The organism is Pseudomonadota bacterium (assembly GCA_008501635.1).
GTDB lineage: Bacteria > Pseudomonadota > Gammaproteobacteria > QQUJ01 > QQUJ01 > QQUJ01.
Genome location: QQUJ01000016.1, coordinates 43,218 through 66,041, shown reverse-complemented (window position 1 = coordinate 66,041; position 22,824 = coordinate 43,218). Strand labels below are relative to the sequence as shown.

Annotated in this window: 21 protein-coding genes; 14 read left to right on the top strand and 7 right to left on the bottom strand. The window is 58.4% G+C overall.

What is annotated here, in order from left to right; translation table 11 throughout:
- Positions 1–129 precede the first annotated feature (129 nt).
- The 9 genes from DWQ09_07835 to DWQ09_07795 all read left to right on the top strand — a co-directional run bounded on the left by DWQ09_07835 (position 130) and on the right by DWQ09_07795 (position 7,113).
- Entirely contained in the window at positions 130–675 is a 546-nt protein-coding gene (locus tag DWQ09_07835; GenBank protein KAA3628574.1) for a hydrolase, read from the top strand.
- 7 nt (positions 676–682) lie between these two features.
- Positions 683–1,096, top strand: coding sequence for an acyl-CoA thioesterase (locus DWQ09_07830; GenBank protein ID KAA3628573.1), 414 nt, complete (start codon positions 683–685; stop codon positions 1,094–1,096).
- Between the two features lie 52 nt (positions 1,097–1,148).
- Positions 1,149–1,946 carry an enoyl-CoA hydratase gene (locus tag DWQ09_07825; GenBank protein ID KAA3628572.1) on the top strand — a complete coding sequence of 266 codons (798 nt, stop codon included), beginning with the start codon at positions 1,149–1,151 and terminating at the stop codon, positions 1,944–1,946.
- An 87-nt stretch (positions 1,947–2,033) separates the two neighbouring features.
- On the top strand, positions 2,034–2,225 hold the full coding sequence (locus DWQ09_07820) for an EAL domain-containing protein (GenBank protein KAA3628571.1): 192 nt from the start codon (positions 2,034–2,036) through the stop codon (positions 2,223–2,225).
- Between the two features lie 7 nt (positions 2,226–2,232).
- On the top strand, positions 2,233–3,075 hold the full coding sequence (locus tag DWQ09_07815; GenBank protein KAA3628570.1) for a MoxR family ATPase: 843 nt from the start codon (positions 2,233–2,235) through the stop codon (positions 3,073–3,075).
- Positions 3,076–3,098: 23 nt separating this feature from the next.
- A complete protein-coding gene (locus DWQ09_07810) occupies positions 3,099–4,277 on the top strand; it encodes a VWA domain-containing protein (GenBank protein KAA3628569.1) in 1,179 nt (392 codons plus the stop codon).
- Positions 4,278–4,308: 31 nt separating this feature from the next.
- Positions 4,309–5,163, top strand: coding sequence for a short-chain dehydrogenase (locus DWQ09_07805; GenBank protein ID KAA3628568.1), 855 nt, complete (start codon positions 4,309–4,311; stop codon positions 5,161–5,163).
- A gap of 42 nt (positions 5,164–5,205) precedes the next feature.
- A complete protein-coding gene (locus tag DWQ09_07800; protein ID KAA3628567.1) occupies positions 5,206–6,678 on the top strand; it encodes a formylglycine-generating enzyme family protein in 1,473 nt (490 codons plus the stop codon).
- A 57-nt stretch (positions 6,679–6,735) separates the two neighbouring features.
- Positions 6,736–7,113, top strand: a complete 378-nt coding sequence (locus DWQ09_07795; GenBank protein ID KAA3628566.1) for a hypothetical protein — start codon at positions 6,736–6,738, stop codon at positions 7,111–7,113.
- Between the two features lie 472 nt (positions 7,114–7,585).
- On the opposite strand, the gene DWQ09_07790 is transcribed toward DWQ09_07795, so the two are convergent.
- Genes DWQ09_07790 through DWQ09_07775 form a run of 4 tightly spaced genes read right to left on the bottom strand, consistent with a single transcriptional unit; the run spans position 7,586 to position 11,678 of the window.
- Positions 7,586–8,170 (bottom strand): cytochrome C, encoded by a 585-nt coding sequence (locus tag DWQ09_07790; protein KAA3628565.1) that lies wholly within the window; start codon positions 8,168–8,170, stop codon positions 7,586–7,588.
- Positions 8,171–8,178: 8 nt separating this feature from the next.
- Positions 8,179–8,883: a cytochrome C554 gene (locus DWQ09_07785; GenBank protein KAA3628636.1), complete on the bottom strand. Its 705-nt coding sequence runs from the start codon at positions 8,881–8,883 to the stop codon at positions 8,179–8,181.
- Positions 8,883–9,929, bottom strand: coding sequence for a hydroxylamine oxidation protein HaoB (haoB, locus tag DWQ09_07780; protein KAA3628564.1), 1,047 nt, complete (start codon positions 9,927–9,929; stop codon positions 8,883–8,885). Before haoB ends, DWQ09_07785 begins: the two co-directional genes overlap by 1 nt.
- Positions 9,930–11,678, bottom strand: coding sequence for a hydroxylamine reductase (locus tag DWQ09_07775; protein ID KAA3628563.1), 1,749 nt, complete (start codon positions 11,676–11,678; stop codon positions 9,930–9,932). It abuts the gene before it with no gap.
- Positions 11,679–12,056: 378 nt separating this feature from the next.
- Between DWQ09_07775 and DWQ09_07770 the strand changes: the two genes are divergently transcribed.
- The 3 genes from DWQ09_07770 (at position 12,057) to DWQ09_07760 (ending at position 15,786) form a co-directional block, all read left to right on the top strand.
- On the top strand, positions 12,057–13,580 hold the full coding sequence (locus DWQ09_07770; GenBank protein KAA3628562.1) for a PLP-dependent aminotransferase family protein: 1,524 nt from the start codon (positions 12,057–12,059) through the stop codon (positions 13,578–13,580).
- Positions 13,581–13,778: 198 nt separating this feature from the next.
- Entirely contained in the window at positions 13,779–14,627 is an 849-nt protein-coding gene (locus DWQ09_07765; GenBank protein ID KAA3628561.1) for an ATPase, read from the top strand.
- An 88-nt stretch (positions 14,628–14,715) separates the two neighbouring features.
- A complete protein-coding gene (locus DWQ09_07760; protein ID KAA3628560.1) occupies positions 14,716–15,786 on the top strand; it encodes a homoserine O-succinyltransferase in 1,071 nt (356 codons plus the stop codon).
- 89 nt (positions 15,787–15,875) lie between these two features.
- On the opposite strand, the gene DWQ09_07755 is transcribed toward DWQ09_07760, so the two are convergent.
- Both DWQ09_07755 and DWQ09_07750 read right to left on the bottom strand, forming a co-directional pair.
- A complete protein-coding gene (locus tag DWQ09_07755; GenBank protein KAA3628559.1) occupies positions 15,876–17,504 on the bottom strand; it encodes an acyl-CoA synthetase in 1,629 nt (542 codons plus the stop codon).
- A 281-nt stretch (positions 17,505–17,785) separates the two neighbouring features.
- Entirely contained in the window at positions 17,786–18,700 is a 915-nt protein-coding gene (locus DWQ09_07750; protein KAA3628558.1) for a DMT family transporter, read from the bottom strand.
- Between the two features lie 242 nt (positions 18,701–18,942).
- Here DWQ09_07750 and DWQ09_07745 point away from each other — a divergent pair, with 242 nt between their 5' ends.
- Positions 18,943–19,668, top strand: coding sequence for a DUF4124 domain-containing protein (locus DWQ09_07745; protein KAA3628557.1), 726 nt, complete (start codon positions 18,943–18,945; stop codon positions 19,666–19,668).
- Between the two features lie 86 nt (positions 19,669–19,754).
- Positions 19,755–21,473 (top strand): hypothetical protein, encoded by a 1,719-nt coding sequence (locus DWQ09_07740; GenBank protein ID KAA3628556.1) that lies wholly within the window; start codon positions 19,755–19,757, stop codon positions 21,471–21,473.
- Positions 21,474–21,490: 17 nt separating this feature from the next.
- Here DWQ09_07740 and DWQ09_07735 read toward each other — a convergent pair whose 3' ends face one another.
- Positions 21,491–22,780 (bottom strand): O-acetylhomoserine aminocarboxypropyltransferase/cysteine synthase, encoded by a 1,290-nt coding sequence (locus tag DWQ09_07735; protein KAA3628555.1) that lies wholly within the window; start codon positions 22,778–22,780, stop codon positions 21,491–21,493.
- Positions 22,781–22,824 lie beyond the last annotated feature (44 nt).

Sequence of the window (22,824 nt, the reverse complement as noted above, 5' to 3'; positions counted from 1 at the left end):
TCTGCAGATTATATACAATTGACGTAAACGTAAAGATAAAGCAGGGTGGTACACGATACTGCGTACCGAGGTGTGCGATAGTGTCGCGGTGGTCGATTGCATTACCCGGAAACGGAGAAGGTGACAACAATGCTGTTGCAGGCAGATCGTTCGCTGCTGCTGATCGTCGATGTACAGGAAAAGCTGGTGCCTGCGATCCACGAGCAACGGCGTGTGGTGGAAAACTGCACGTGGTTGATCCGGGTTGCCCGCGAGATCGGGGTACCGGTACGGGCATCGGAGCAGTATCCCAAGGGGCTTGGGCCCACGGTGCCGGAGCTGATGGAGCTCCTGCAGCCGTCGGAGTTGATGGAAAAGGTCCATTTCTCGTGCTCGGCTGAGGAGAGTTGCCGCGAAGCCATCCTTGAAACAGGACGTGATCAGATCATAGTGGCGGGTGTCGAGGCTCACGTATGCGTCCTGCAAACGGTGCTTGACCTGGTCGAGCTTGGGAAATCCCTCTTTGTCGTGGCCGATGCCGTCTCCTCGCGCGATCCGCGCAATGCCGAGCTGGCCGTTGCGCGCATGCGCCAGGCCGGAGTACAGGCCGTCAGTTGTGAAATGGTGCTCTTCGAGTGGGCACACAAAGCGGGCACCGATCAGTTTCGCCGCCTCAGCAAAACCTTCCTGCGTTAGGAGAGTTATGGGTACCGACTATGCAGAGCTCGCCGAATTGGGGCAGCTTACGATACGCACCACCGCGATGCCGGCCGATACCAATCCCAACGGCGATATTTTCGGCGGCTGGTTGATGGGGCAGATGGACATTGCCGGTGGCAGCACCGCGATTCAGCGGGCGCAAGGACGCGTTGCGACCGTGGCCGTGGACGCCATGACTTTCCACAAGCCCGTTTTCGTCGGTGATGAGGTGAGTTGCTACACCCGGATCGAGCGGGTGGGCAATACGTCAATCAGTATTCGGGTGGAAACCTGGGTGCGAAGGGCGCGAACGCGTGAACTCATCAAGGTCACGGAGGGCACCTTCGTCTACGTCGCGATCGATGGCAACGGCCGGCCGCGTCCGATACCAGCGGCTGATGAGGTCAACGCGAAATGAGTAATCCGAGGCAACTCGGCCGGCAATCCGTAGTGCTGAGAGGAGAGAGATGATGAGTATGAATCCTGTGAACGATGAGGCACTTGTTCTGCGCACCGACCAGGATGGCGTTTGTACACTGACGCTCAACCGCCCACAGGCGCGCAACGCGCTGTCGGTGGCGTTGATTACCGAGCTGCAGGCCGAATTGGATGCGATCCGCGAAGACCGTGCGGTACGCGTTGTGGTGTTGGCGGCCAACGGACCGGCTTTTTGCGCGGGCCATGACCTCAAGGAGATGCGCGCCAATCCCGAGCGCGCCTTTTACGAGAAACTCTTTACGCAATGCGGACACTTGATGACCAGCATCATCAAGATGCCGCAACCGGTGATTGCCCGCATTCATGGTATTGCCACCGCCGCAGGATGCCAGCTGGTGGCAACGTGTGATTTGGCCGTGGCTGCCGATTCAGTGCGGTTCGCCACACCCGGTGTCAATATAGGCCTTTTTTGTTCGACACCGATGGTAGCCTTGAGCCGCGCAGTGGGGCGCAAGCACGCTTTAGAGATGTTGCTGACCGGTGAGATGATCAGCGCCCAACGCGCCTTTCAGATGGGTTTGGTCAATCGTGTCGTTGCGGCTGAAAATCTGGACACCACCGTTGCCGAATTGGTGCAAGGTATCGCCTCCAAATCACCCCTGACCCTTGCTATCGGCAAGGAAGCTTTCTATCGACAGGCTGAGTTGGGTTTGGAGGAGGCCTACCGGTATTGCAGCGAGGTGATGACCCGCAACATGTTGGCGCGCGATGCCGAAGAAGGCATCGATGCGTTTCTCGCCAAACGGCAACCTGCGTGGAGAGGTGAATAGATTCTGGCAATTGTCATACCGCGGTTCACCGCGCTCCCCGCGAATTCCTTAGAGACTCAACGGAATGATTCTTCGTTAAGTCCGGGTATGAAAGTGATCGCCGAAGGCGCCGAAACCGATACTCAGCTGCAGTTTCTGATTGAACAGGAGTGTCAGTTCGCCCAGGGGTATTATTTGGCAAAACCCATGCCGGAGCAGGAGGTGCAGGATCTGATGAGACAACGTCCTGAGTTCCTGTCACTGGTTGAGCATAACGACGTCACAACGAAGGCTGAGTGAGAAAGTCATGAATCGATTTGCCGGAACCGAGAGCTATGTTGCCACGGATGATCTGATGTTGGCAGTGAATGCGGCCATATCATTGCAGCGTCCGCTACTGATCAAAGGCGAGCCGGGAACAGGGAAGACAATGCTGGCTCTGGAGGTCGCAAAGGCGCTTGAATGGCCGTTGATCCAGTGGCACATAAAATCCACCACCAAGGCTCAGCATGGTCTGTACGAGTATGATGCCGTATCCCGCTTGCGGGATTCTCAGTTGGGCGACGATCGTGTCCACGATATCGCCAACTACATCAAGCATGGTGCACTGTGGGAGGCCTTTGCGGCGGAAGTACCGACGGTGGTACTGATAGACGAGGTCGATAAAGCAGATATCGAGTTCCCCAATGACCTGCTGCGCGAACTCGATCGTATGGAGTTCTACGTCTACGAGACCCAACAGCTGATCAAGGCGCAGCATCGACCCTTGATGATCATCACCAGCAACAATGAAAAAGAACTCCCCGATGCCTTCTTGCGCCGTTGTTTCTTTCATTACATCCGGTTTCCCGACAAAGAGACCATGGCGCGAATCGTGAATGTGCACTATCCCGATCTGAAAAAGGAGCTGCTGCGCGAGGCGATGGAGGTATTCTTTGAACTGCGGGAAGTGCCCGGCCTGAAGAAGAAACCCTCCACATCCGAGCTGCTGGACTGGCTGAAACTGCTGATGGCCGAAGATATTCCGCCGGAAGTGTTGCGGGGCAAGGATACGCGCAAGGCGATACCGCCGCTGCACGGCGCTCTGTTGAAGAACGAACAGGATGTGCATCTCTTTGAACGATTGGCCTTCATGGCGCGGCGTGGCTGATCCACCATTCCCGAGACCAGGTCATGTTGATCGATTTTTTTTATCACTTGAAGGCAGCGCAACTGCCGGTCACGATTCGCGAGTATCTGGATCTGCTCGGCACCATGGAACAACGGGTGGCTGCGCCCAACCTCAATGAATTCTATTATCTGACGCGTACCGTGCTGATCAAGGACGAGCGTTTCTATGACCGCTTCGATCGCGCCTTTGGAGCGTTCTTCAACGGGGTTCCCGATCTGCAGGAGGCGATCGAGGCGGACATTCCCGCCGAATGGTTACGCAAGATGATTGAGCGTCATCTGAGCGATGAGGACAAACGTAAACTGGAGAAAATGGGCTGGGACAAACTGATGGAGACGCTCAGGGAGCGGCTTCAAGAACAGGACGGCGCCCATCACGGTGGCAGCAAATGGATCGGCACGGGTGGCACTTCACCGTTTGGTGCGTATGGCTATCATCCCGAGGGAGTACGCATCGGGCAGAAGGAATCACGCAACCGCAGCGCGGTAAAAGTCTGGGACAAGCGGGAATTTCGCAATTTCGACGACTCCGTAGAATTGGGAACCCGGAACATCAAGGTGGCGCTGCGCAGATTGCGGCAGTTTGCGCGCACGGGAGCGGTGGAGGAGTTGGATCTCGATGATACCATCCGCTCGACGGCTGATCGTGGCGGCATGTTGGACCTGAAGATGGTTCCCGAGCGACACAACGCGGTCAAGGTATTGCTGTTTCTTGATGTGGGCGGATCAATGGATGATCATGTGCGGGTCTGCGAAGAGCTTTTCTCGGCATGTCGTAGCGAATTCAAGCATCTCGAGTACTACTACTTTCACAATTGTGTCTATGAACGGGTGTGGCGCGACAATCGCCGACGTCATGACGAGACCATTCCAACGTGGGAGGTGCTCAACGCCTATGGCGGCGATTACAAGTTGATCTTTGTCGGGGATGCCACCATGAGCCCCTACGAGATCCTCTATCCCAACGCCTCGGTTGAGCATTGGAATGAGGAGCCCGGGCAGGTGTGGTTGCAACGTCTCATCAACACCTTCTCCAAAGCGATCTGGCTCAATCCGCAGCAAGACGCCTACTGGGATCGGATCCCCTCCGTGCAGGTGATACGCGAAATCATCGGCCCGACCCGCATGTACCCCATGACCCTCGACGGTCTTGAGCAGGGCATGCGCTATCTCGCCAAATAGATGAAGCTGACACCGGACGATTGCTCGCTGTATGGCTGAGCAACGCACGGTCGTCGTTACCGGCTGCTCGAGCGGCATTGGTCACTGTGTGGCCCACGGACTGCACCGGGCCGGCTATCGGGTCTTTGCCACGGCACGTAACCCTTCCGACGTGGATCGTCTCGCGGTTGAAGGGCTGGAGAGTCTGAAACTCGATCTCGCCGATAGCAATTCGATACGCACAACTGCCGAGGAGGTGTTGAACCGCACGGGCAAAGCCGTTTATGGCGTGTTCAACAATGGCGCCTACGGCCAACCCGGCGCAGTCGAGGATCTCAGCAGGGCGGTGCTGCGCGAGCAGTTTGAATCCAATCTGTTCGGGCCCCACGAACTGACCACGTTGCTTTTGCCGGCGATGCGCTCCCGGGGTGAAGGCCGCATCATCCAGAACAGCTCGGTGCTGGGCCTGATCGCGCTGGCTTACCGCGGCGCGTACACGGCCAGCAAGTTCGCCCTCGAGGGGCTCACCGATACGCTGCGCCTGGAACTGCGGGGCAGCGGAATATTCGTATCGATCATCGAACCCGGTCCCATCCTGAGTCGTTTTCGTGCCAATGCCTATCAGGCATTCCAACGCAACATCGATGTCGAGCGCAGCATTCACCGCAACGCGTACCAGGCGATGGTAAGGCGATTCATCGCGCCAGGACCGGTTGCCCCGTTCACGCTGCCACCCGAGGCAGTATTGAAACGGGTCGTTCACGCGCTTGAGAGTCCCCGCCCCAAGGCCAGGTACTGCGTAACTTTTCCGGCTTATCTCTTTGCAATCCTACGGCGACTACTTCCTCATGGCGTGCTTGATGGGGTACTGTTTCGAATAGGAACCAACGAGAGAAAACCCCGGTAGTACAAAAAGGGGGTTCCTTGATGAGAACCAGGGGGGGGAGTCATGAGGTGGTGGGCAACGAGTATCGGGTGCGTCGTCGTTCTGTTATCGACACCGGTAATGTCGGCCTCGGTACCCGTGGTGGACAGCGGCTACGATGTGGTCGTTCTCAAAAACGGTGAGATCTACAACGGTGCTGTTGCGAGTCCGCGTTTTGATCTGAGGACACCTTATGGTGAAATCTCCGTACCCTACGGCCTCATGCGTTCATTGGATTTTACGGCGCTTGGCGATGTGCTCACCACTCAGGACGGCGAGCGCTTCACCGGTACGCTGCTGCAGGATGAGCTGCAGGTACTGCGTGCACTTGATCCCACTCTTCCCGTTGAGCGCGACGCTATCGCCTCGATCAGCTTTGTCAAACGGCGGACCCGGCCGCAACCGGTCCTGGTACCCGATCAGATCTGGCTGCGCAATGGTGATCGGATGCTGGCGGCACTGCTGACACAGGATCTGCTGGTAAAGACGGAGGATGGATTGACGATGGTAAATCGCAGTGATGCGCACATTGTGGATCTTGAACCCATGCCTGCCAGCGATGAGCAACGGGTGATGATACGGCTCAATTCGCCAGGAGAGGTCGTGCGCGGAGAACTGCTGACCCGGCAGATAATGATGAAAACCAATTTTGGGAGTACGGCAGAAATTGCCGCCGACAGCATTGCGACGATTGCCGTCACTGTCAATCGAGGCTCGGTCCCGGGCGCCACGTTTCCGGAGCCCCTGTTTTTCCGGCAGGTGCCGAGTTTGGCGGAGCTACGGGATCGCCTGCGCAGAGGAGGAATGGGCCCGGAGCTGGTGTTGCTGCGGGGTGGGCGTTATACGCGCGGAGATGCGACGGGAGACACTGATGAGCGGCCGCCCAAGGTTGTTCGACTGAAGCCCTTCGCGATCGGTCTCTACGAGGTGACCTTTGACGAGTACGATCGCTATTGCGAGATTACAGGTTGCGCGAAGCCCAACGACCAGGGTTGGGGGCGTGGTCTGCGGCCGGTGGTCAATGTTTCCTGGGAGGATGCCAAACGCTATACCCGTTGGTTAAGCGAACAGACCGGCAAGCGTTATCGTTTGCCTACCGATGCGGAGTGGGAGTATGCGGCGCGCGCAGGTAGCAGCAGCCGCTTTTGGTGGGGTGACGATGCGCGGTCGGCGCAAGCCAACTGCGAGGGTTGCGGCAGTATCTGGGATGGCGAGAAGACCACCACCGTTGGGAAGTTTCCACCAAATCGATTTGGCCTGCACGATACCGCCGGCAATGTGTGGGAGTGGGTCGAAGATTGCTATCACGATTCCTTTGTCCAGGCCCCGGATGATGGCAGTGCGATCGACAAACCCGGTTGTGGAAAGCGGGTGATACGCGGCGGCGCCTGGAGTTTTCCGGCCCAGGAGATGCGCTCGGCCAACCGCTGGCGCGATTTCCCCTCGCGGCAAAGTGACGATACGGGATTTCGTGTCGTTCGCGAATTGGATCCGTAACCGACCGCTTGCAAGCGGGGTGCGGGAAAACTGAAACCTGTGGATACAGGGTAGGCGATGATCGATGTCGGCAATCTGATTCAGCTATTCAACAATGTCATCGGGTGGCTCAAATCAGCGCGTGATGAGCAGGCACAGGAGGAAGAACACTACCGTCGCGCACTGTTGTCGGTCTATCTGGCAGCCAACGAGACCAAGGCCTATCTGGCGACGATGAAGCGGCGCAAATATCCGGATCGAGAGCGGGAACGCAACCTGTCGCGGTTGTGGAGCGAAGCGGCGGTGGAATTGCGCAAAGTTGAACCCGATCTTGCGCGCCGATGTCTGCTGACCGGCGATTATTGGGCCGATCCCACCGAGTGGTCGGAACAGGCGCTGCAGGAGGCGCGAATCACGCTCAAGGAGCTTTACGAGCGAGCACGTGAGCTGCTGTGAGTGTGGTGCGCGGGGGGCTCGTCAGCAGCACGGGCGCTGGCGGCGGCATCTGGGCGCTACCACCGCGGATACACCCTTCGCTTATCGATACGCTCTCTGTTGACGTTGATGGTAATGAACGAGCCTCCAGACGCGCGCGCAGAGGCTCGCGCCACGATCGAAGGCCCGACGGTCCAGGTTGGAAGCGGCGGGTATGATGAGGTGGCGGGTTGCAGGTGACGTGCCTCGCTCCCTCCGGCCCCTCGATGCAGTTTTTCCGAAGTGTTCGGCCACTGCACCAATCAGGCGGTCACATGGTTTGCCGATCGATGGGAGGAATGCAGCGCAGGGGATACGCTCAGCAATCCGCTGGCTTGGACTGCACCGATACAGGAATTCTCATCGCCCACGAAATAGAGGAGTGGGTACGCATATTCGGGACACCCTTTTCAGGATTGAATACTTCCATATTTTATCCGTTTCAATCGATTCATTATTCCTTTAATACCATCTCCCCCCGGGCGAGACTTGCATCAAGATCCGTTTCTTCCACCTCCTTGTGAACCAGGTTCTGATGACAATCGATGCAAGTCGCACCTTGAGTCACCATTTTCTCATGCTCTTTTTTTGCCTCACCGAATGGCCTCGGGTTCTTGTGACAGTATCGGCAGGTGACGCTGTCCCAGCGCTTGAGGTTCATGCGCGCATAGTGCGCCATCTCCAGTCGGCGCTGGTTGAATTTTTTGATGTCTGAATAGTCGCCCGTGAGTTCGAAATAGACTTCTCGCGCGCCGTCCACGAGGTGGGTCGCGACGGCCAGATGGAGATTCTCGAGTCCCCGTGGAACATGGCAATCTCCGCACCCCGGATCGGCACCCATCACCCCATAGTGATTCGATTTCTGGAGCTCGTCGTAGGGGTACGACATGGAATGACATGAGGTGCAGAATGTGGTTGTGGACAGGGCCGTCATACCACCGACACCCGCACCTATCAGCAACACCGTTGCCACCACCGTCGAGAAAATCACGAAACGGTGGATCGCTACCGAGCGCCACAGGTTTCCCAGCCACCCCATCTGCCTGTCTACTCCTCGCTGGCCGGTTGCGCTGCCTTCTGGAATTCCTGATGGAAAGGCGGCAGTGGCGGACCCGTAAAGACACCGACCAGTTTGTAGTGCTGGTGCATCGCATCATGGTTGCGCACGGCCTTGTCAAAATCGAAGGTATATTTGGGGTCCACCTCGGGGGTGAACGGTGTATAGGGTTTGCTGCTATTGGGCCAAGGCGATCCCTCGTAGCTCATATGACAGGCGTTGCAGCGTTCGATGAACTGAAACTCCTCTCCCGCCTCCTCGAGCACGCTGCGCGGGGTGGCCTTTCCCTTGCTATCGAATTTCCGGGACGCCGTGCGGTGAATCAGCCGATACTCCGAGCCCGGCCCGTGACACGACTCACAGCCGACCCCGACCGTGTAGATGCTAGGGTCGTCAATCGTGTAGCCGCCCTCCTTCTCGAAGCCGGTAACATGGCATGCCACACAGTCCTTGTCGTTACTGTAGTCCTTGTCCGGGTCCAGTTTCGCTTTCTTCTTCGCCTCGGTTTTCACGCCCGGTTTAAGCGAGTCGAGCGCGTTGGCATGCCCGGTCTCTTTCCAGGACTGGTACTGGCTCTTGTGACAGCCACTGCATTTCTTGCGGCCATCATACGGGATATCGTCCTTGGCGATGACCGAGGAGGCTCCCAAAAGAAAGACCAGGCCGAACAATGCCCTACGCCGATACGACAACATCATGAGTCGGTTCCCCTGTCTGCCGCCGGTATTTTGTAGACCCAATACCCTAGGTGCTGGTAGACGACCCGCATGATTTTCAGATCCATTGATTGCGATTTGGTGAATGGCAGGGCTTGGGCGATGAGGGCGTTTTCAGATGCCGCGTTGGTGAGAAAATAGACGCGCACAACGTTGGCATCCCGATTCTCCGCGGTATAGGTCTTGTACCCCTGTTCGCGCAACCAATTCTTGATATTGCGAATGGTCGAGTGAAGGTCGCCGGTATTGGGGAAATCGCGATAGCCGATCCCGAATCGCTCGGGCTGCAGGGCGCCCAACTTGAAGGCATCGGAAAGATGTAGCGCCAGGTAAACCTCGTTGTCGTTGCCCGCCAGCTCCCGAAATATCCCAACCGCAGTGGCTTCATCGGCGAGCAGCGCCTCCTGGAAACGCTCGAACGCCGCGGCGCTGGGGCTGTCGTCCGGAACCTGCCAAAAGCGCTGTTCTGCGGTTTCGATTGTTCCTCGTTGGTCGCTCCACGCAGTGGGTAACAACAAGGGTAGTGCGAGGTTTTCATCAAAGGGTGTTTCGATATCGCTGAGCAACTTGAGCCGGCGGGTGGTGTCCCACCACCCCAGCAGCATGCTATCCCTCGGCAGGTGCGTGGCGATGGCAGTTGTCAGGGCCGCTAGTTCGGGGGCCGAAGCGGTGAGGGTGAACAGCGGTTCGGTGAGCTGATTTTGCCAGTCGAGCAACACCCTATCCAGTTGCGCGTTCCGCCCGACATGCAGACTCGCCAGGGGTTGGTCATGGCCATCCGCACGTATTTCGTACTTGCGAATCGACAATGCCGGCCGATCCGGAAGTCCCAAGTCGGGAAATTCCGCCACGGGACCTTCGGCGATCAGCTGATACCGGTAGTGCAGGGGATTGGGCTTGAGCGCGGACCATGTCACCCAGCCGAGCAACAGAAGCCCCCCCATCGCCAGTACGATACTGGCGATGGGGAGGGCCTTAGGCGAACCTGTACCCGCAGGCAGGGTTCCCGACAGTGGCACACCCATTTATTCCAGGGGCTCCTGGCTCTCGCCGCGACTGTTTGCGCTCTTGCGGCGCCGCCAGCCCAGCAGTCCACCGGTCAGTAGCATCATGCCGCCGAGTCCGCTTACTGCAACCTTCTCCTCAAACGTATCGAGGTTGATTCCAAGTGAGGCGCGTTTGCCTGCTTCGAGTGCATCGACCCGTTTCATAAGCGCCGCTTTTTCACGCAGTTCGGTATCGGCCTGCATGATATCCGTGTACGTACCCAGCAGTGGCTCCCAGCCAGTTGTGTAGGTCCATCCTCCATAGTTGACGTGGGCAACTGATACGTGGAGAAGTGCCAGTTCGTTTTCACCCATCTCTATCAGTTTCCGGTCCACTACCGATGGGTTGTTGCCCTTGGCCCACATGAGCTGGTAGAACTGGGCGGGGCCGCTGTCCAGACTGTCCGGTTTGGGCGGGGCCGGACGGTTGGTCTTCTGTCCCGGTAGCAGGCCATCATCGTACAGCTTCCCGACCACGGCGGCGGCCTCCTGATATTTGGCGACTCCCGCCAGCGTGGCATTATCGATCATCTCCAGGTAGGCGCGTGCAAACCGTTCGGAATGGCACTGGTTGCAGGTTTCCACCCACGCCTCCTTGCGTTTATCAGCCCAGTCGGACGTGATGTTTTCAGCAATACCCGGAGCGCCGGGATAGTTGGCCCAGCGCACCTTGCGGACCACATTGTGGCCATACTTGCCCTTGTATTCCATGTGGCAGGAGGCACAGGTGGGAGCCGTCTGACCGCCCTTCTCGAATGCATCCTTAAGCGGCACATTCCAGTTCCACTCATCCCCTCTGGTCTGGTAGATCGTACCGTGTTTGGATAAGGCATAGGCCGCGTTGTTATCGTGGTCGATGCCGTTGTGACAGCGGGCGCACGCCTCCGGCTTGCGTGCCTCGACCACGGAGAATTCGTGGCGAGTATGACAGCCGTCACACTTGTTCTGGTTGTAATGGCAACCCGTACAGCCTTCGGCGATCTCGCGTTCCGCCATACCGGCCCAGATGCCGGTCTCGACATTGGCCTGGTAGTCGAGGGCGTGCGACGGGCGGCCTTTCGGCCATTCATCGTTCGGCCAGATGGCGGTATCCCGCTCCGATTCCCTCTCGGCGAACTCCTGCAGGTGGCAGGTGCCGCAGACTGCGGCATCAGGGAGACGCAGGTCCTTGGTATGGTCCGCCTTTTTTGCGGTGTTAATGTTGACGTGACAGTCGATACAGCCAACCTCTTTCAGCGGTTCGTCACGACCCAGCTTGCCTATGGAGCGGAGGTTTTTTTCGATCTCTTCGAGCTTGGCCTTTTTATAATGGCGAGGGTCATCCGCTTTGAGTTTGCGAATCTCGCTGAGATTGGCGTGCGGGCTATTCTTCCACATCTGCACCCAGCCGGGCGTTTCTTCCTTATGACACTCAACACACTCCTCGCGGCTGTTAACCTCCTTGACGGTGCTCGGTGGTTTGTAAAACGTGCCCGGGTCGAAGTATCGGCTCATGGGAATAGGTTCCCACAAGTCACCAAATTTTCCTTTGCCCGCGCCCTGCGCAGGATCGTGGTAGCGTTTTTTCAATGCATCGAACAACTCCTTGGGTGAGGCGGATTTGCTGATACCCAAGGCGTCGTACGTTTCTTTCGGAACATCGGCCATCGCATTACCAGCCATGCCCAATAAGCCTATACAGAGTGCAACTGTCGAAACCAGGAGTCGATTCATCAAAGTTTTGGTCATTGCCCTCTCCCCGTTGCGTAACCCTAAGTACCGCAGCCCGTTGATGGCCGGATCTGACTTAAAAGTGTTATTGCGCGGAACTCCAACTTCTGAAATACGATATCGGTTGGTGACTAAACCTGAAGATCCATACGGTAAAAATAGATTGGGTCCACCGGTGTCTTCAGCACAGCACAACAGGTATCGATGAGTGCCCGAACTGTGGACGTCTCTTCACGGCTGGAACCCCATGCTGCGTTGATTCTGTACTGGGAGTGGTGCCATCAACGATGAATTGACTGGTACTACATACGTATCCAGATTTATATAGGCTATAGTACCAGTAGTCACCGCATTCACATTCGTACCTATCATTTGCAAGAACATCAGGAGGTAACCATGCAACTTCCTGTGAAACTCGAACCGGGCAACGGGATGACCTTGCAAGCCCAACTTTTCGAGGCGATTCGCAATCTCATTCTTAACGGACTCCTCAAACCAGGTGAAGTAGTGCCGGGTACACGGGTATTGAGTCAGCAGCTCAGCGTATCCCGCAATACGGTATTGGTCGCCTACGACCGTCTGGTAGCGGAGGGATACCTGGAAAGCCGCCCGACGGTCGGGACCATCGTGAGCCCCGATTTGCCCGATGCGTCAGTGTCGCCATCAATGAGACCCGATGCGTTGCGCTCAGGGGACGCGATGGAACGCCAGGCAAGCCGCCATCCTGCGCTTTTCAAGGGGCGCACTCACCCGGTGGTCAGCCCCAATCGCCACCGGCTTGCGATCGATTTCTGGGTGGGTCGACCTGACCCGCACTCCTTCCCCACCAAGTCATGGCGGCGACGACTGCTCCACAATCTCACCTTTGCGGGCGCTAACCTGACAGAGTACGGTGACCCCATTGGTCTTCAGAAACTGCGCTGTGCGATAGCCGACTTTCTGGGACCAGCGCGCGGTATCAAGGTTGAACCGGACCAGGTGATCGTAGTCAACGGAAGCCAGGCGGCACTCAACCTGGTGGCGCGCCTTTTGATCGAGAAGGGAACCACGGTGATGATCGAAGAGCCCTGCTACCAGGGGGCGGCCTTCGTATTCGAGAGTTACGGCGCCAAACTTCGGGCGGTGCCGGTCGATGACCGGGGAATCGATACCGCGCATCTCCCCGATGAGCCGATCGGTCTGGCCTACGTAACTCCGTCGCATCAGTACCCGCTTGGCGTCACCCTCTCTCTGGAGCGGCGCTTGCGGTTGCTTGATTGGGCATGGAAGACTGGGGCCTATCTGATCGAGGACGATTATGACAGTGATTTTCGCCATAAGGGATCCCCGCTGATCGCCCTGGCGGGGCAGGATGTGCACGGATGTGTGATTTATATAGGTACGTTCTCGAAATCGATTGGTGCAGGCATACGACTCGGCTATCTGGTGGTTCCCCCGGAGTTGGTCGAATCGGCCCGGATGGTGAGAACGCTGCACGACAATGGCCATGCCTGGCTCGATCAGGCCACCCTGGCTGATTTCATCTCGAGCGGAAGCTACGAGAGGCACCTTCGGCGCATTCGACGAACCTATCTGAGTCGTCGCGACTGTCTCCTGGAATCGCTACGAGCCAATTTTGGGGAGGTGCGGCTGACCGGACTGGAGGGTGGTATGCATTTAGCCTGGCATCTACCTCCAGATTTTCCAAAGGCGACCCATGTGCAGAAGATTGCCGAAGACGTCGGGGTGGGGATCTATAGTCTGACCACAGGGGCGGCGTTGAATTGCAATGGTGACTGGGGCGGCGATCGCGTCTTATTGATTGGCTATTCGTCGGTACCGGAAGATCAGATTCGGGAAGGGATCGCGCGCGTGGCAAAAGCGTGCTATTCATTCAGGGGCAAAGAGGGGAGAGGTTCCCCGGCTTCATTGACGACATAGCGAATCACTCCGCAACTCGTGAACAGTATTTGAGCACCGCTTCCCTTTGGCGGTGGGTTGAACAACGTCACCCGCACATTATCGAAGAGTACGGGCGTAGGTAAGGGGTTCACGCGAGTGTCGCCGGAAGTAATTTTCCGACATTTTTAACCCTGTCGTATTATGTCCTGAACTGTGATGGATCGGGGGGAGAGAGCCGTGCGGCTGAGCGTTGACGAATTCCGGGCCTGGGGAAATAAGTGCATCACCTTGCTGGGTATGTCGGGCGTGGGCAAGACCCACCTCGCCGCCAAGCTGCGCCGTCGCGACTGGTTCCACTACTCGGGCGATTACCGCATCGGCACCCGTTATCTGGACGAACAGATTCTGGACCAGATCAAGGAGCAGGCGATGCGCGTGCCATTCCTGCGCGAGCTGTTGCGCAAGGACTGGATATACATCCGCAACAATATCAAGGTGGATGACCTGGGACCGGTACTCTCATTCGTCGGCAAGTTAGGTGATCCGGAGCGCGGTGGTATGGCGTTGACCGATTTCATTCGCCACCAGGCGCTCTATCGCGAAGCCGAAATCGCAGCGATGAACGATGTACCGGCGTTTATTGAAAAAGCGCAGAAGATCTACGGCTACAAACACTTCGTCAACGACGTTGGCGGCAGCCTGTGCGAGATGGAGGACCCGGATATGCTCAATCTGCTGATCGAGCGCACCCTGATCCTCTACATCCAGGTTACCGACGAAGAGGAGGAGCGCAAGCTGATACAGCGTGCCGAGAGCGATCCCAAGCCGCTCTATTTTCGTCCCGCCTTCCTCGAGGAGCAGTTGGAGGCTTATCTGACGCAGCGTGGTTTGAGTTATGCGGCACAGATGAATCCTGACGATTTCACCCGGTGGATATTCCCGCGCCTGTTTCGGGCACGCATTCCGCGTTACGACGCGATTGCCGATCCCTATGGATACATAGTCACGGCTCACGAAGTGGCGCAGGTGCGCGATGAAGGAGATTTTCTGGAATTGATGGAAACCGCAATTGCGCGTAAACAGTGAGGGGGAGTGGAAGAGCCCCAGGCACAGTTCAGCAGGTTTGACCCCTGCAACATAGTTTTTCGTGCGATGGAATATTGAGAGAAGAGAGATGCCGCTGGTAGCAAATACAGGACTGCCGACCTTTCAACGCTTGCACGAAGAGGGGATGCCCGTGCTCAGCCCGGAAAGGGCGAGCCAACAGGATATTCGTGAACTGCATATCGGTCTGCTCAACATGATGCCGGATGGTGCGTTGGCGGCTACGGAACGGCAGTTTTTCCGTCTGGTAGGCGAGAGCAACCCCATCGCCCAATTCCACATGCACCCCTTTACCCTGGAAGGTTTGCCGCGTGGTGCGGAAGCGCGAGCGCATATCGAGCGCTATTACGAACCATTCGCGAAAATCCGCGAGGAAGGGCTCGATGCGCTCATCATTACCGGTGCCAATGTCAGCCATCCTGATCTGGCCCAGGAACCGTTCTGGCGGCCGTTGATCGAGGTCTTCGAGTGGGTAGTGGAAAATGTCACTTCGACGCTCTGCTCCTGTCTTGCCACGCATGCCGTGCTGCAGTTTCACTATGGCCAGCGACGCGTGCCACGAGCGGAAAAGCTATGGGGTGTGTTCGATCATCACGTGGTCGACCAGCGTCACCCGCTGGTCAACGATATCAACACGCACTTTGCTGTGCCGCACTCGCGCTGGAACTCGATTACCCGCGAGCAGTTCGATAATGCGGGGTTGCGAATTCTGGTCGAAAGCGAAGAGGGCGGCGTGCATCTTGTGACCAGTGCTGATGGATTGCGCATCGTCATGTTTCAGGGACATCCCGAATACGACACGGTCTCCTTGCTGAAGGAGTACAAGCGCGAGGTGGTTCGTTACGTGGGTGGTGAGTGCAACGACTATCCGCCGTTTCCACGTCACTACTTTGCTCCCCAGCAACGTGCGCTGCTCGATGAGTACCGGTTGCGCGTCGATCGCGCTCGCGAGCGCGGCATTCCCGCACCCGAGTTTCCTGAGCGCGAGATCGCGGGCGGGCTGCAGAACACCTGGCATGATACGGCGGAGGCAGTGATCGGCAATTGGATGGGTGGCGTCTACCAGGTGACTCACCGCGACCGGCGCATCCCGTACATGGACGGTGTGGATCCGAACGATCCGTTGGGCCTGGGCAGGTGATACAGGCGACGGCCGTGTAGGAGCGGCGGAAGCCGCGAAAAGATTTACCGCGCTCAAAGAATTCGATCCCTTCGCGGCTTCCGCCGCTCCTACAATTGAGTGGCGCGTTCGCGCAGCACGAATTTCTGAATCTTACCCGTCGAGGTCTTGGGCAACGGACCGAAAACCACGCAACGCGGGATCTTGAATCCCGCCAGATGCTCACGACAGAAGTCGATAATCTCATCGGCGGTTGCGCTATATCCGGTTTTGAGCGTCACGAAGGCGCACGGTGTCTCTCCCCATTTGTCATCCGGTTTCGCCACCACCGCCGCTTCCAGTACGGCGGGATGCCGATAGAGTGCGTTTTCAACCTCGATGGTGGAGATGTTCTCTCCGCCGGAGATAATGATGTCCTTGGCCCGATCTTTGAGCTGGATGTAGCCGTCCGCGAAAAGCACGCCGAGATCACCGCTGTGAAACCAGCCGCCCGCGAAGGCCTCGCGCGTAGCCTTTTCGTTTTTCAGATATCCCTTCATCACGATGTGTCCGCGCATGAAGACCTCACCCAGGGTTTCCCCGTCGGCAGGCACCGGTTCGAGGGTCTCGGGGTCGGCCACCATCAATCCTTCGAGCACGTGGTAACGCACGCCCTGGCGCGATTTCAGCTGTGCTTGCTCTTCCATGGGCAAATCATCCCACTCCGGGTGCCAGTCGCACACTACGGCAGGACCGTAGACCTCGGTAAGGCCGTAGACGTGCGTCACGTTGAACCCCTGGCGCTGCATCGCTTCCAGGACGGCGGCAGGTGGCGGCGCGGCCGCGGTCATGACCTGCACTTCATGGGTGAATTCACAGCGCTCTTCGGGTGAGGCATTGATTACCATCCCCAGGACGATGGGCGCGCCGCAGAAATGGGTGACCCTGTTTGTGGCGATAGCATTAAAAATGGCATGCGCATCCACCCGCCGCAGACAGACACTGGTGCCTGCCAGCGCAGCGAGAGTCCAGGGGAAACACCACCCGTTGCAATGAAACATGGGCAGTGTCCACAGATAGGTGGGGTGTGCCACCATGTTCCAGCTCAGCACGTTACCGATGGCATTCAGGTAAGCGCCGCGATGATGGTAGACAACACCTTTGGGATTACCGGTGGTGCCCGAGGTGTAATTCAACGAAATGGCGTCCCACTCATCGGCGGGTGGTTGCCAGGCGAACTCGGCATCGCTCTCGGCCAATAGCTCTTCGTAGCGCATCACACCCACACGTTCACCCTGGGGGTAGAGGGGATCGTCGATGTCGATGACCAGCGGCGGGTTGTCGAGTTGCTCCAGTGCGGCCTTGATCGTGCCGGCGAATTCGCCATCCGTCACCACAACCTTGGCTTCGCTGTGTTTCAGTGTGAATGCGATGGTGTTCGCATCGAGGCGCACGTTGAGTGCGTTCAAAACAGCGCCGAGCATCGGTACGCCGAAATGGGCTTCGTAGAGCGCGGGGATGTTGGGTGCCATGAAGGCGACAGTGTCCCCACGGCCAATGCCGTGCTTTGCGAGTGCCGAGGCGAGGCGACGACAGCGTGCGTAGGTCTCCGCCCAACTCTGGATATATTCGCCGTATACCAGTGCGGTACGCGCGGGATGCACCCGCGCGGCACGCTCGATAAAGGTCAACGGAGTGAGTGCCGTATAGTTGGCGTCGTTGCGATCTAGGCCCGTATCGTAAGGCGAGTGTGATGTCATTGTGTGGCTCCTGTAATCGCAATTCAGGTTGAGAACACCGCCAGCGCACCTCTGGGGCCAACCCGCAGGGCCGGGCGCCCGCGGACCCAGCGCGGTGTTGCGGCCCGCTCATTGGGAATGACCCAACCACGCTCGCCGCGCCTGGCGCTGAAACCACGAGCGACCGGCACAGCTGGCGGGGGATTTTGAGATAGGTTCTAGTTTCTTTTGGTATGGATCAACCAGTGTTAGTTAGTTTGCCCTTGATCGTGCTTTCCGTGAAGCCAAGTGGGTGATCTACATCAACCGGCGCCACGTTTCCCGGTACGCCCCGGAATCCGCAGGGTCGTCAGCATGATGCCACTGGCAACGGCCGCAATACCCCACAGATGATAGTTCTGGAGGTGCTCATCCAGGAAGGCGATGGCCAACAGGGTACTGAAAACCGGCATCAGATGGACGAATATGCCGGCCCGATTGGCGCCCACCCAGCGTACTGCTCGATTCCAGAAGATGAAAGCCAGAACCGACGCAAACAACGCCACATAGAGGACGCTCAGCAGCGTGGGGCGGTCGAAACGGATTACTCGACCACTTTGATGTTCCCAGGCGTAGAACGGTGCCAACGCCACGAGACCGGCGATGATGATGGCAAGCAGAAAGGCGAGGGGGTGCAGTCCTTCCGGGTAGTGGCGAAGCAACACGGAGTAACTGGCCCAGGTGAGTGCGGCGGCGAGTACCCAGAGGTCGCCCACCGTTCCATCAAGGGCGAAGATCGTCAGCGGCGCTCCCCGGGTTACTACCCAGATCACTCCAAGCAGCGATATCAATCCGCCGATTCCCTGGCGGGGCGTGATGCGCTCCCGGTAGAGGGTGTAGCTGATAAAGACAATGATCACCGGAACGGTGGAGTTGACCAGTACCGCGTTAATGGCGCCTGTCGACTGCAGGCCGAGATACACAAGCGTGTTGAAACCTGCGACCCCAAGGACGCCCTGGGTGACCAGAAATCGCCAGCTTTTAAGGGCCAGTGCGCGTTGTCGCCAGAGATGATGGGTGGCGAAAGGCAGCAGGATCAGGAGTGCCACTCCCCAGCGCCAGAACGACAACGCGATGGGCGGGACAATATCGTGCACGCCGCGGCCGATGACGAAGTTACCTGACCAGAACAGGGTGGTGAGCACAAGATACAGGTAAGGGAGAGGGCCGGTTACCATGGTCGGAAGTTCGATCGCCCGCGGTAGTTAACCGGATTCGGGACGTAACTGATGTGTGAACGTCAAACAGCCATCCTGTATTAGGGGGCAACAAGGCTGGAGGAGCTTCTGACCCCGCTTGGCGGTTTACTCTACCGGTTTGGCGCTGCAATTGCACACAGGGTATTATCGAACTCCAAAAGCGACTCACAACAACAACTGCTGCGCGGTGGAGCGAGACTGATGGTGGGAGTAGGCAGCACATGAATGCTCAAGGGACACATCGTCGCCACGCCGGGATCGCTGTTGTGCTTATCGCCGCCCTGTTGGGCGCGACGTCAGCTCAGGCAGCCAAGTTCTACCGTTGGGTAGACGAGAACGGTCAGGTCCACTTTAGTCAAACACCTCCGCCGGAAGTGCAGAAGAAGGGGATATCCGCGGTCAGCAACGACCGCACTGTCCTCTCGGTCACGCGCAAAGGCGATAGTGAATACTGTGGCAAGCTTGGCCTGCCGGGTCCGATCGGTGATACGCGGCGTATTCTGTCAAAATTGTCGGGTTCCGAAGAGCGCTGGCGGGAATCCCTCGAGCGCAGCGAGAAACGCCTGGAGGATTTTCTTGGGCAACAGGCGAGCAAACGCAGTTATGGCGGCAACAAGCAATTCGAGGAGCGCCGCCAGGACCTGATTAACGAGAAGGAACAATATCGTTGCGCGCTGGCCTGGGCACGCAAACAGCGTGAGGGCGCTGGTGAGGTCCGCGATTCGCTGAAGAGCGAACTTGAACAGTCGAAACAACGCCATCAGGCGCTGCGCGAGGAGGCCTACGATCGCTGTGGCCACGATCCCAAGGAGCGCAAAGCGAGTACGGTAACCGCCGCCGAACATACCGCGTGGAACAAGTGTATGCGCCGCTACAACAGTCCACTCCGATCTGCCGAGCGCGAGGTCGATCGTTTGCAGCGTGACTATCAGTCGGTCGCCCAATGAAGCGGCGCGTCCCAGCGGGCAACACCACCGACGTGCTGACCCGCGCACCAACTCACTAGCCGCTACGCGTGCGCAGTGCTTCCATCATGGCTGGGGTGGTACTGGTGATTCTGGCGGTGAGCTATTTGCAGCTGTCGCAACGCAGTCAGGTGGATCACTATTTGACCAGTGCCAAGGTCGTTCAAGGTCTGCAGGCTGCCGCCATGGTCCGAACTCAGGTCGAGGAATATTTCTGGTCGCAAGGCGATATGCCCGGTGACAACGGAACGCTGGGCTTGCCAGCACCGGAAACGGTCGCTCCGGAACCGGTGCGAGCGGTGACGGTGCTGCGTGGTGGTGTCATCCATATCGAGTTTGACGCCAGCCTCGGCGCCGGCAGTGCATTGACCCTGTTTCCAGCCATTGCCCGAGGCAGCGGCCGCATCGATTGGGCCTGCTCTGTGCAGGGGATCGATCCGTCCCATCTCAACGTTCTGCGTCCGCCCTGCGTGAGGACGCCACAGTCGCCCATCAGTGCGATGATGCTGGCGATCCACCGCGCCGATGTGGAGTCCGTCCAGAGACTGTTGGCGCAAGGGCTGGATGTGAACCAACACTTTCAGGGTGACCGTCCGTTGCCGGCGGCCGTTGACCGGGGGCGTGTCGATATCGCACGGCTTCTGGTGAAGGCTGGCGCCAACCCTAATCAGTCTGCCAGTTATTACCATGGCCAGACTCCGCTGATGATTGCCGCCACCCACCTCAACGTGCCGATGATTCGCCTGTTGCTTGAGCATGGCGCGCGGGTCGACCGCCGTGACAGGCAAGGCAGGACGGCTGTGGATTACGCTGCTCGGTTGGGAACGCAATACGAAGCCTATCGGGTACTGGCGCTGGCTTCCGATAAGAAGACGGCACTGGCAGCGCTTTTGGAACCATCCGATCGGACTCAAGCACCGGAGTCGGCGCTGATGGCGGCTGTCCTGTCGGGAGAGGCAGACAAAGTCACGGCGCAACTCGCAGTGGAAGCCCCGGACCGCGAAGATCGACGCGGTGAAACCGCTCTGTTCCACGCGCTGCGCGGCTCCCATCGCACCATCGTCGATCAGCTGCTGAATGCCGGTGCCGAGGTCAATCATCGCAACCTGCGTGGCGAAACGCCCCTGATGATAGCCAGCGAGGTAGGTGATGTGGCGCTGGTCGCCAGGCTGATCGAGGCGGGCGCGGAAGTGGATCCCGAACCGCAGGATGGCGACTCGCCGTTGATGCGCGCGATACTCAAACAGCGTTACGCCGTAGCGGAGCGGTTGCTGCTGGCTGGGGCGGATCCGAAGCGCAATGCGCACGGCGCGTTGATTGCGCTGGTGAGCGCCCCGTCGGCCCCTCCGGCAGCGTTGCTTGAGAAGTTGCTGGCTCGTGGCGCGGACAGCAACGCCAGCGATCGCAGCGGAGTTTCGGCCCTGGTGGTTGCAATGCGTTTGGGGCACATCGAGGCAGCCAAGAGCCTGCTTGCGCATGGCGCCAGGGCCGGAGGTGACGCGAAAGGCAGCGCGTTGCCCATCGTGATGGCGGCAGAGCGCGGGGATACGGAGTTGGTACGCTCGCTGCTGGAGGCCGGTGCCGATGCCAGTTCGCCTGACCGCGAAGGCCGCACCGCGTTGCACGCCGCGGTCGATCAGCGCTCGTTCGGCACCGTGAAGCTGCTCCTGCAGGCCGGCGCCGATCCGCACCGCGAAGATGTCCAGGGCATTTCGCCGCGGAAAATCGCAGCGGCCAAATACTACCAGCACATCCTGAATCTCATCGACGCTCCAGTGCGCAGATAAACAGCGTCGATGCGGCGCTACCCGAGCTGCGATCTGTTGAGGGCCTGATCGATATCCCACAGGATGTCGTCGCAGGTCTCGAGCCCCACCGAGATTCGAATCATTCCGGGTGTAACTCCGGCGTTACGCTGCTGCTCTTCGCTGAGCTGGCGGTGGGTCGTCGAAGCCGGATGGATCACCAGGGTTTTGGCATCGCCGACATTGGCGAGATGACTGAGGAACTGGCAAGCCTCGATAAAGCGCTCCCCCGCTGCGGCGCCGCCTTTGATCTCGAAGGTGAGGATGGCGCTGGGGCCGCGCGGCGTGTATTTGCGTGCCAGTTCGTGATACGGATTGTTCTTCAGTCCCGGGTAGTTGACTATTGCCACCAACGGATGGGCGTCGAGAAACTCGGCCACTTTCTGCGCGTTGTCGCAATGGCGCTCCATGCGCAGCGGCAACGTTTCCAGTCCTTGCAACATCAAAAAAGCGTTGAACGGACTCATGGCCGGGCCGTAAGTGCGCAGCGTCTCGACGCGGCATTTCATGATGAAGCCGAAGTCGCCGAAGGTTTCGAAGAAAATCACCCCGTGATAACCCCGCGAGGGTTCGGTCATCATCGGAAACCTGCCGTTGTCCCAGGGGAAACGCCCCGACTCGACGATCACGCCGCCCATGGAGGTTCCATGACCGCCCATGTACTTGGTCGCCGAGTGCACGACGATGTCGGCACCGTGCTCCAGGGGGCGACAGAGAAACGGCGTGGCGAAGGTGTTGTCGATAATCAGCGGAATGCCGGCTTGTCGAGCGATTTTTGCGACGGCTGCAATATCGAGCACATTGATACGCGGATTGCCGATGGTCTCGGCGTAGAGCGCCTTGGTCCTGGGAGTGATGGCGCGGGCGAAGTTTTCCGGGTCGTCGGGATCGACGAAAGTGGTGTTGATGCCCAGCTTGCGGAAGCTGACGTCGAACTGGGAATAGGTGCCCCCATAGAGTGTGCTGGCGGAGACCAGTTCATCGCCGGTTTCCAGCAGAGTCAGCAGGCAGGTCATCTGCGCCGACATGCCGCTGGCGGTGGCCAACGCACCGCGTCCCTCTTCCAGTGCCGCCACCCGTTCCTCGAATGCCGCGGTCGTCGGATTCATCAAGCGGGTGTAGATGTTGCCGAAGGTCTGCAGGTTGAAGAGGCTTGCGGCATGGTCGGCGTCGTCGAAGACGTAGGAGGTGGTCTGGTAGATCGGCACCGCGCGCGCACCGGTGGCCGGATCGGGCACCTGGCCGGCGTGCAGGCAGAGCGTTTCAAAACCGTATTCGTGATCTGGCATAGTAACGGGTCTCATGAAAGGGCACTGAAGTCTTTTAACGCAAA

Excerpts from the sequence above, each read along its gene's own strand:
- DWQ09_07835 (KAA3628574.1), top strand. The coding sequence starts at position 130 with ATGCTGTTGCAGGCAGATCGTTCGCTGCTGCTGATCGTCGATGTACAG.
- DWQ09_07830 (KAA3628573.1), top strand. The coding sequence starts at position 683 with ATGGGTACCGACTATGCAGAGCTCGCCGAATTGGGGCAGCTTACGATA.
- DWQ09_07825 (KAA3628572.1), top strand. The coding sequence starts at position 1,149 with ATGAGTATGAATCCTGTGAACGATGAGGCACTTGTTCTGCGCACCGAC.
- DWQ09_07820 (KAA3628571.1), top strand. The coding sequence starts at position 2,034 with ATGAAAGTGATCGCCGAAGGCGCCGAAACCGATACTCAGCTGCAGTTT.
- DWQ09_07815 (KAA3628570.1), top strand. The coding sequence starts at position 2,233 with ATGAATCGATTTGCCGGAACCGAGAGCTATGTTGCCACGGATGATCTG.
- DWQ09_07810 (KAA3628569.1), top strand. The coding sequence starts at position 3,099 with ATGTTGATCGATTTTTTTTATCACTTGAAGGCAGCGCAACTGCCGGTC.
- DWQ09_07805 (KAA3628568.1), top strand. The coding sequence starts at position 4,309 with ATGGCTGAGCAACGCACGGTCGTCGTTACCGGCTGCTCGAGCGGCATT.
- DWQ09_07800 (KAA3628567.1), top strand. The coding sequence starts at position 5,206 with ATGAGGTGGTGGGCAACGAGTATCGGGTGCGTCGTCGTTCTGTTATCG.
- DWQ09_07795 (KAA3628566.1), top strand. The coding sequence starts at position 6,736 with ATGATCGATGTCGGCAATCTGATTCAGCTATTCAACAATGTCATCGGG.
- DWQ09_07790 (KAA3628565.1), bottom strand. The coding sequence starts at position 8,170 with ATGGGGTGGCTGGGAAACCTGTGGCGCTCGGTAGCGATCCACCGTTTC.
- DWQ09_07785 (KAA3628636.1), bottom strand. The coding sequence starts at position 8,883 with ATGTTGTCGTATCGGCGTAGGGCATTGTTCGGCCTGGTCTTTCTTTTG.
- haoB (KAA3628564.1), bottom strand. The coding sequence starts at position 9,929 with ATGGGTGTGCCACTGTCGGGAACCCTGCCTGCGGGTACAGGTTCGCCT.
- DWQ09_07775 (KAA3628563.1), bottom strand. The coding sequence starts at position 11,678 with ATGACCAAAACTTTGATGAATCGACTCCTGGTTTCGACAGTTGCACTC.
- DWQ09_07770 (KAA3628562.1), top strand. The coding sequence starts at position 12,057 with ATGCAACTTCCTGTGAAACTCGAACCGGGCAACGGGATGACCTTGCAA.
- DWQ09_07760 (KAA3628560.1), top strand. The coding sequence starts at position 14,716 with ATGCCGCTGGTAGCAAATACAGGACTGCCGACCTTTCAACGCTTGCAC.
- DWQ09_07755 (KAA3628559.1), bottom strand. The coding sequence starts at position 17,504 with ATGACATCACACTCGCCTTACGATACGGGCCTAGATCGCAACGACGCC.
- DWQ09_07750 (KAA3628558.1), bottom strand. The coding sequence starts at position 18,700 with ATGGTAACCGGCCCTCTCCCTTACCTGTATCTTGTGCTCACCACCCTG.
- DWQ09_07745 (KAA3628557.1), top strand. The coding sequence starts at position 18,943 with ATGAATGCTCAAGGGACACATCGTCGCCACGCCGGGATCGCTGTTGTG.
- DWQ09_07740 (KAA3628556.1), top strand. The coding sequence starts at position 19,755 with ATGGCTGGGGTGGTACTGGTGATTCTGGCGGTGAGCTATTTGCAGCTG.
- DWQ09_07735 (KAA3628555.1), bottom strand. The coding sequence starts at position 22,780 with ATGCCAGATCACGAATACGGTTTTGAAACGCTCTGCCTGCACGCCGGC.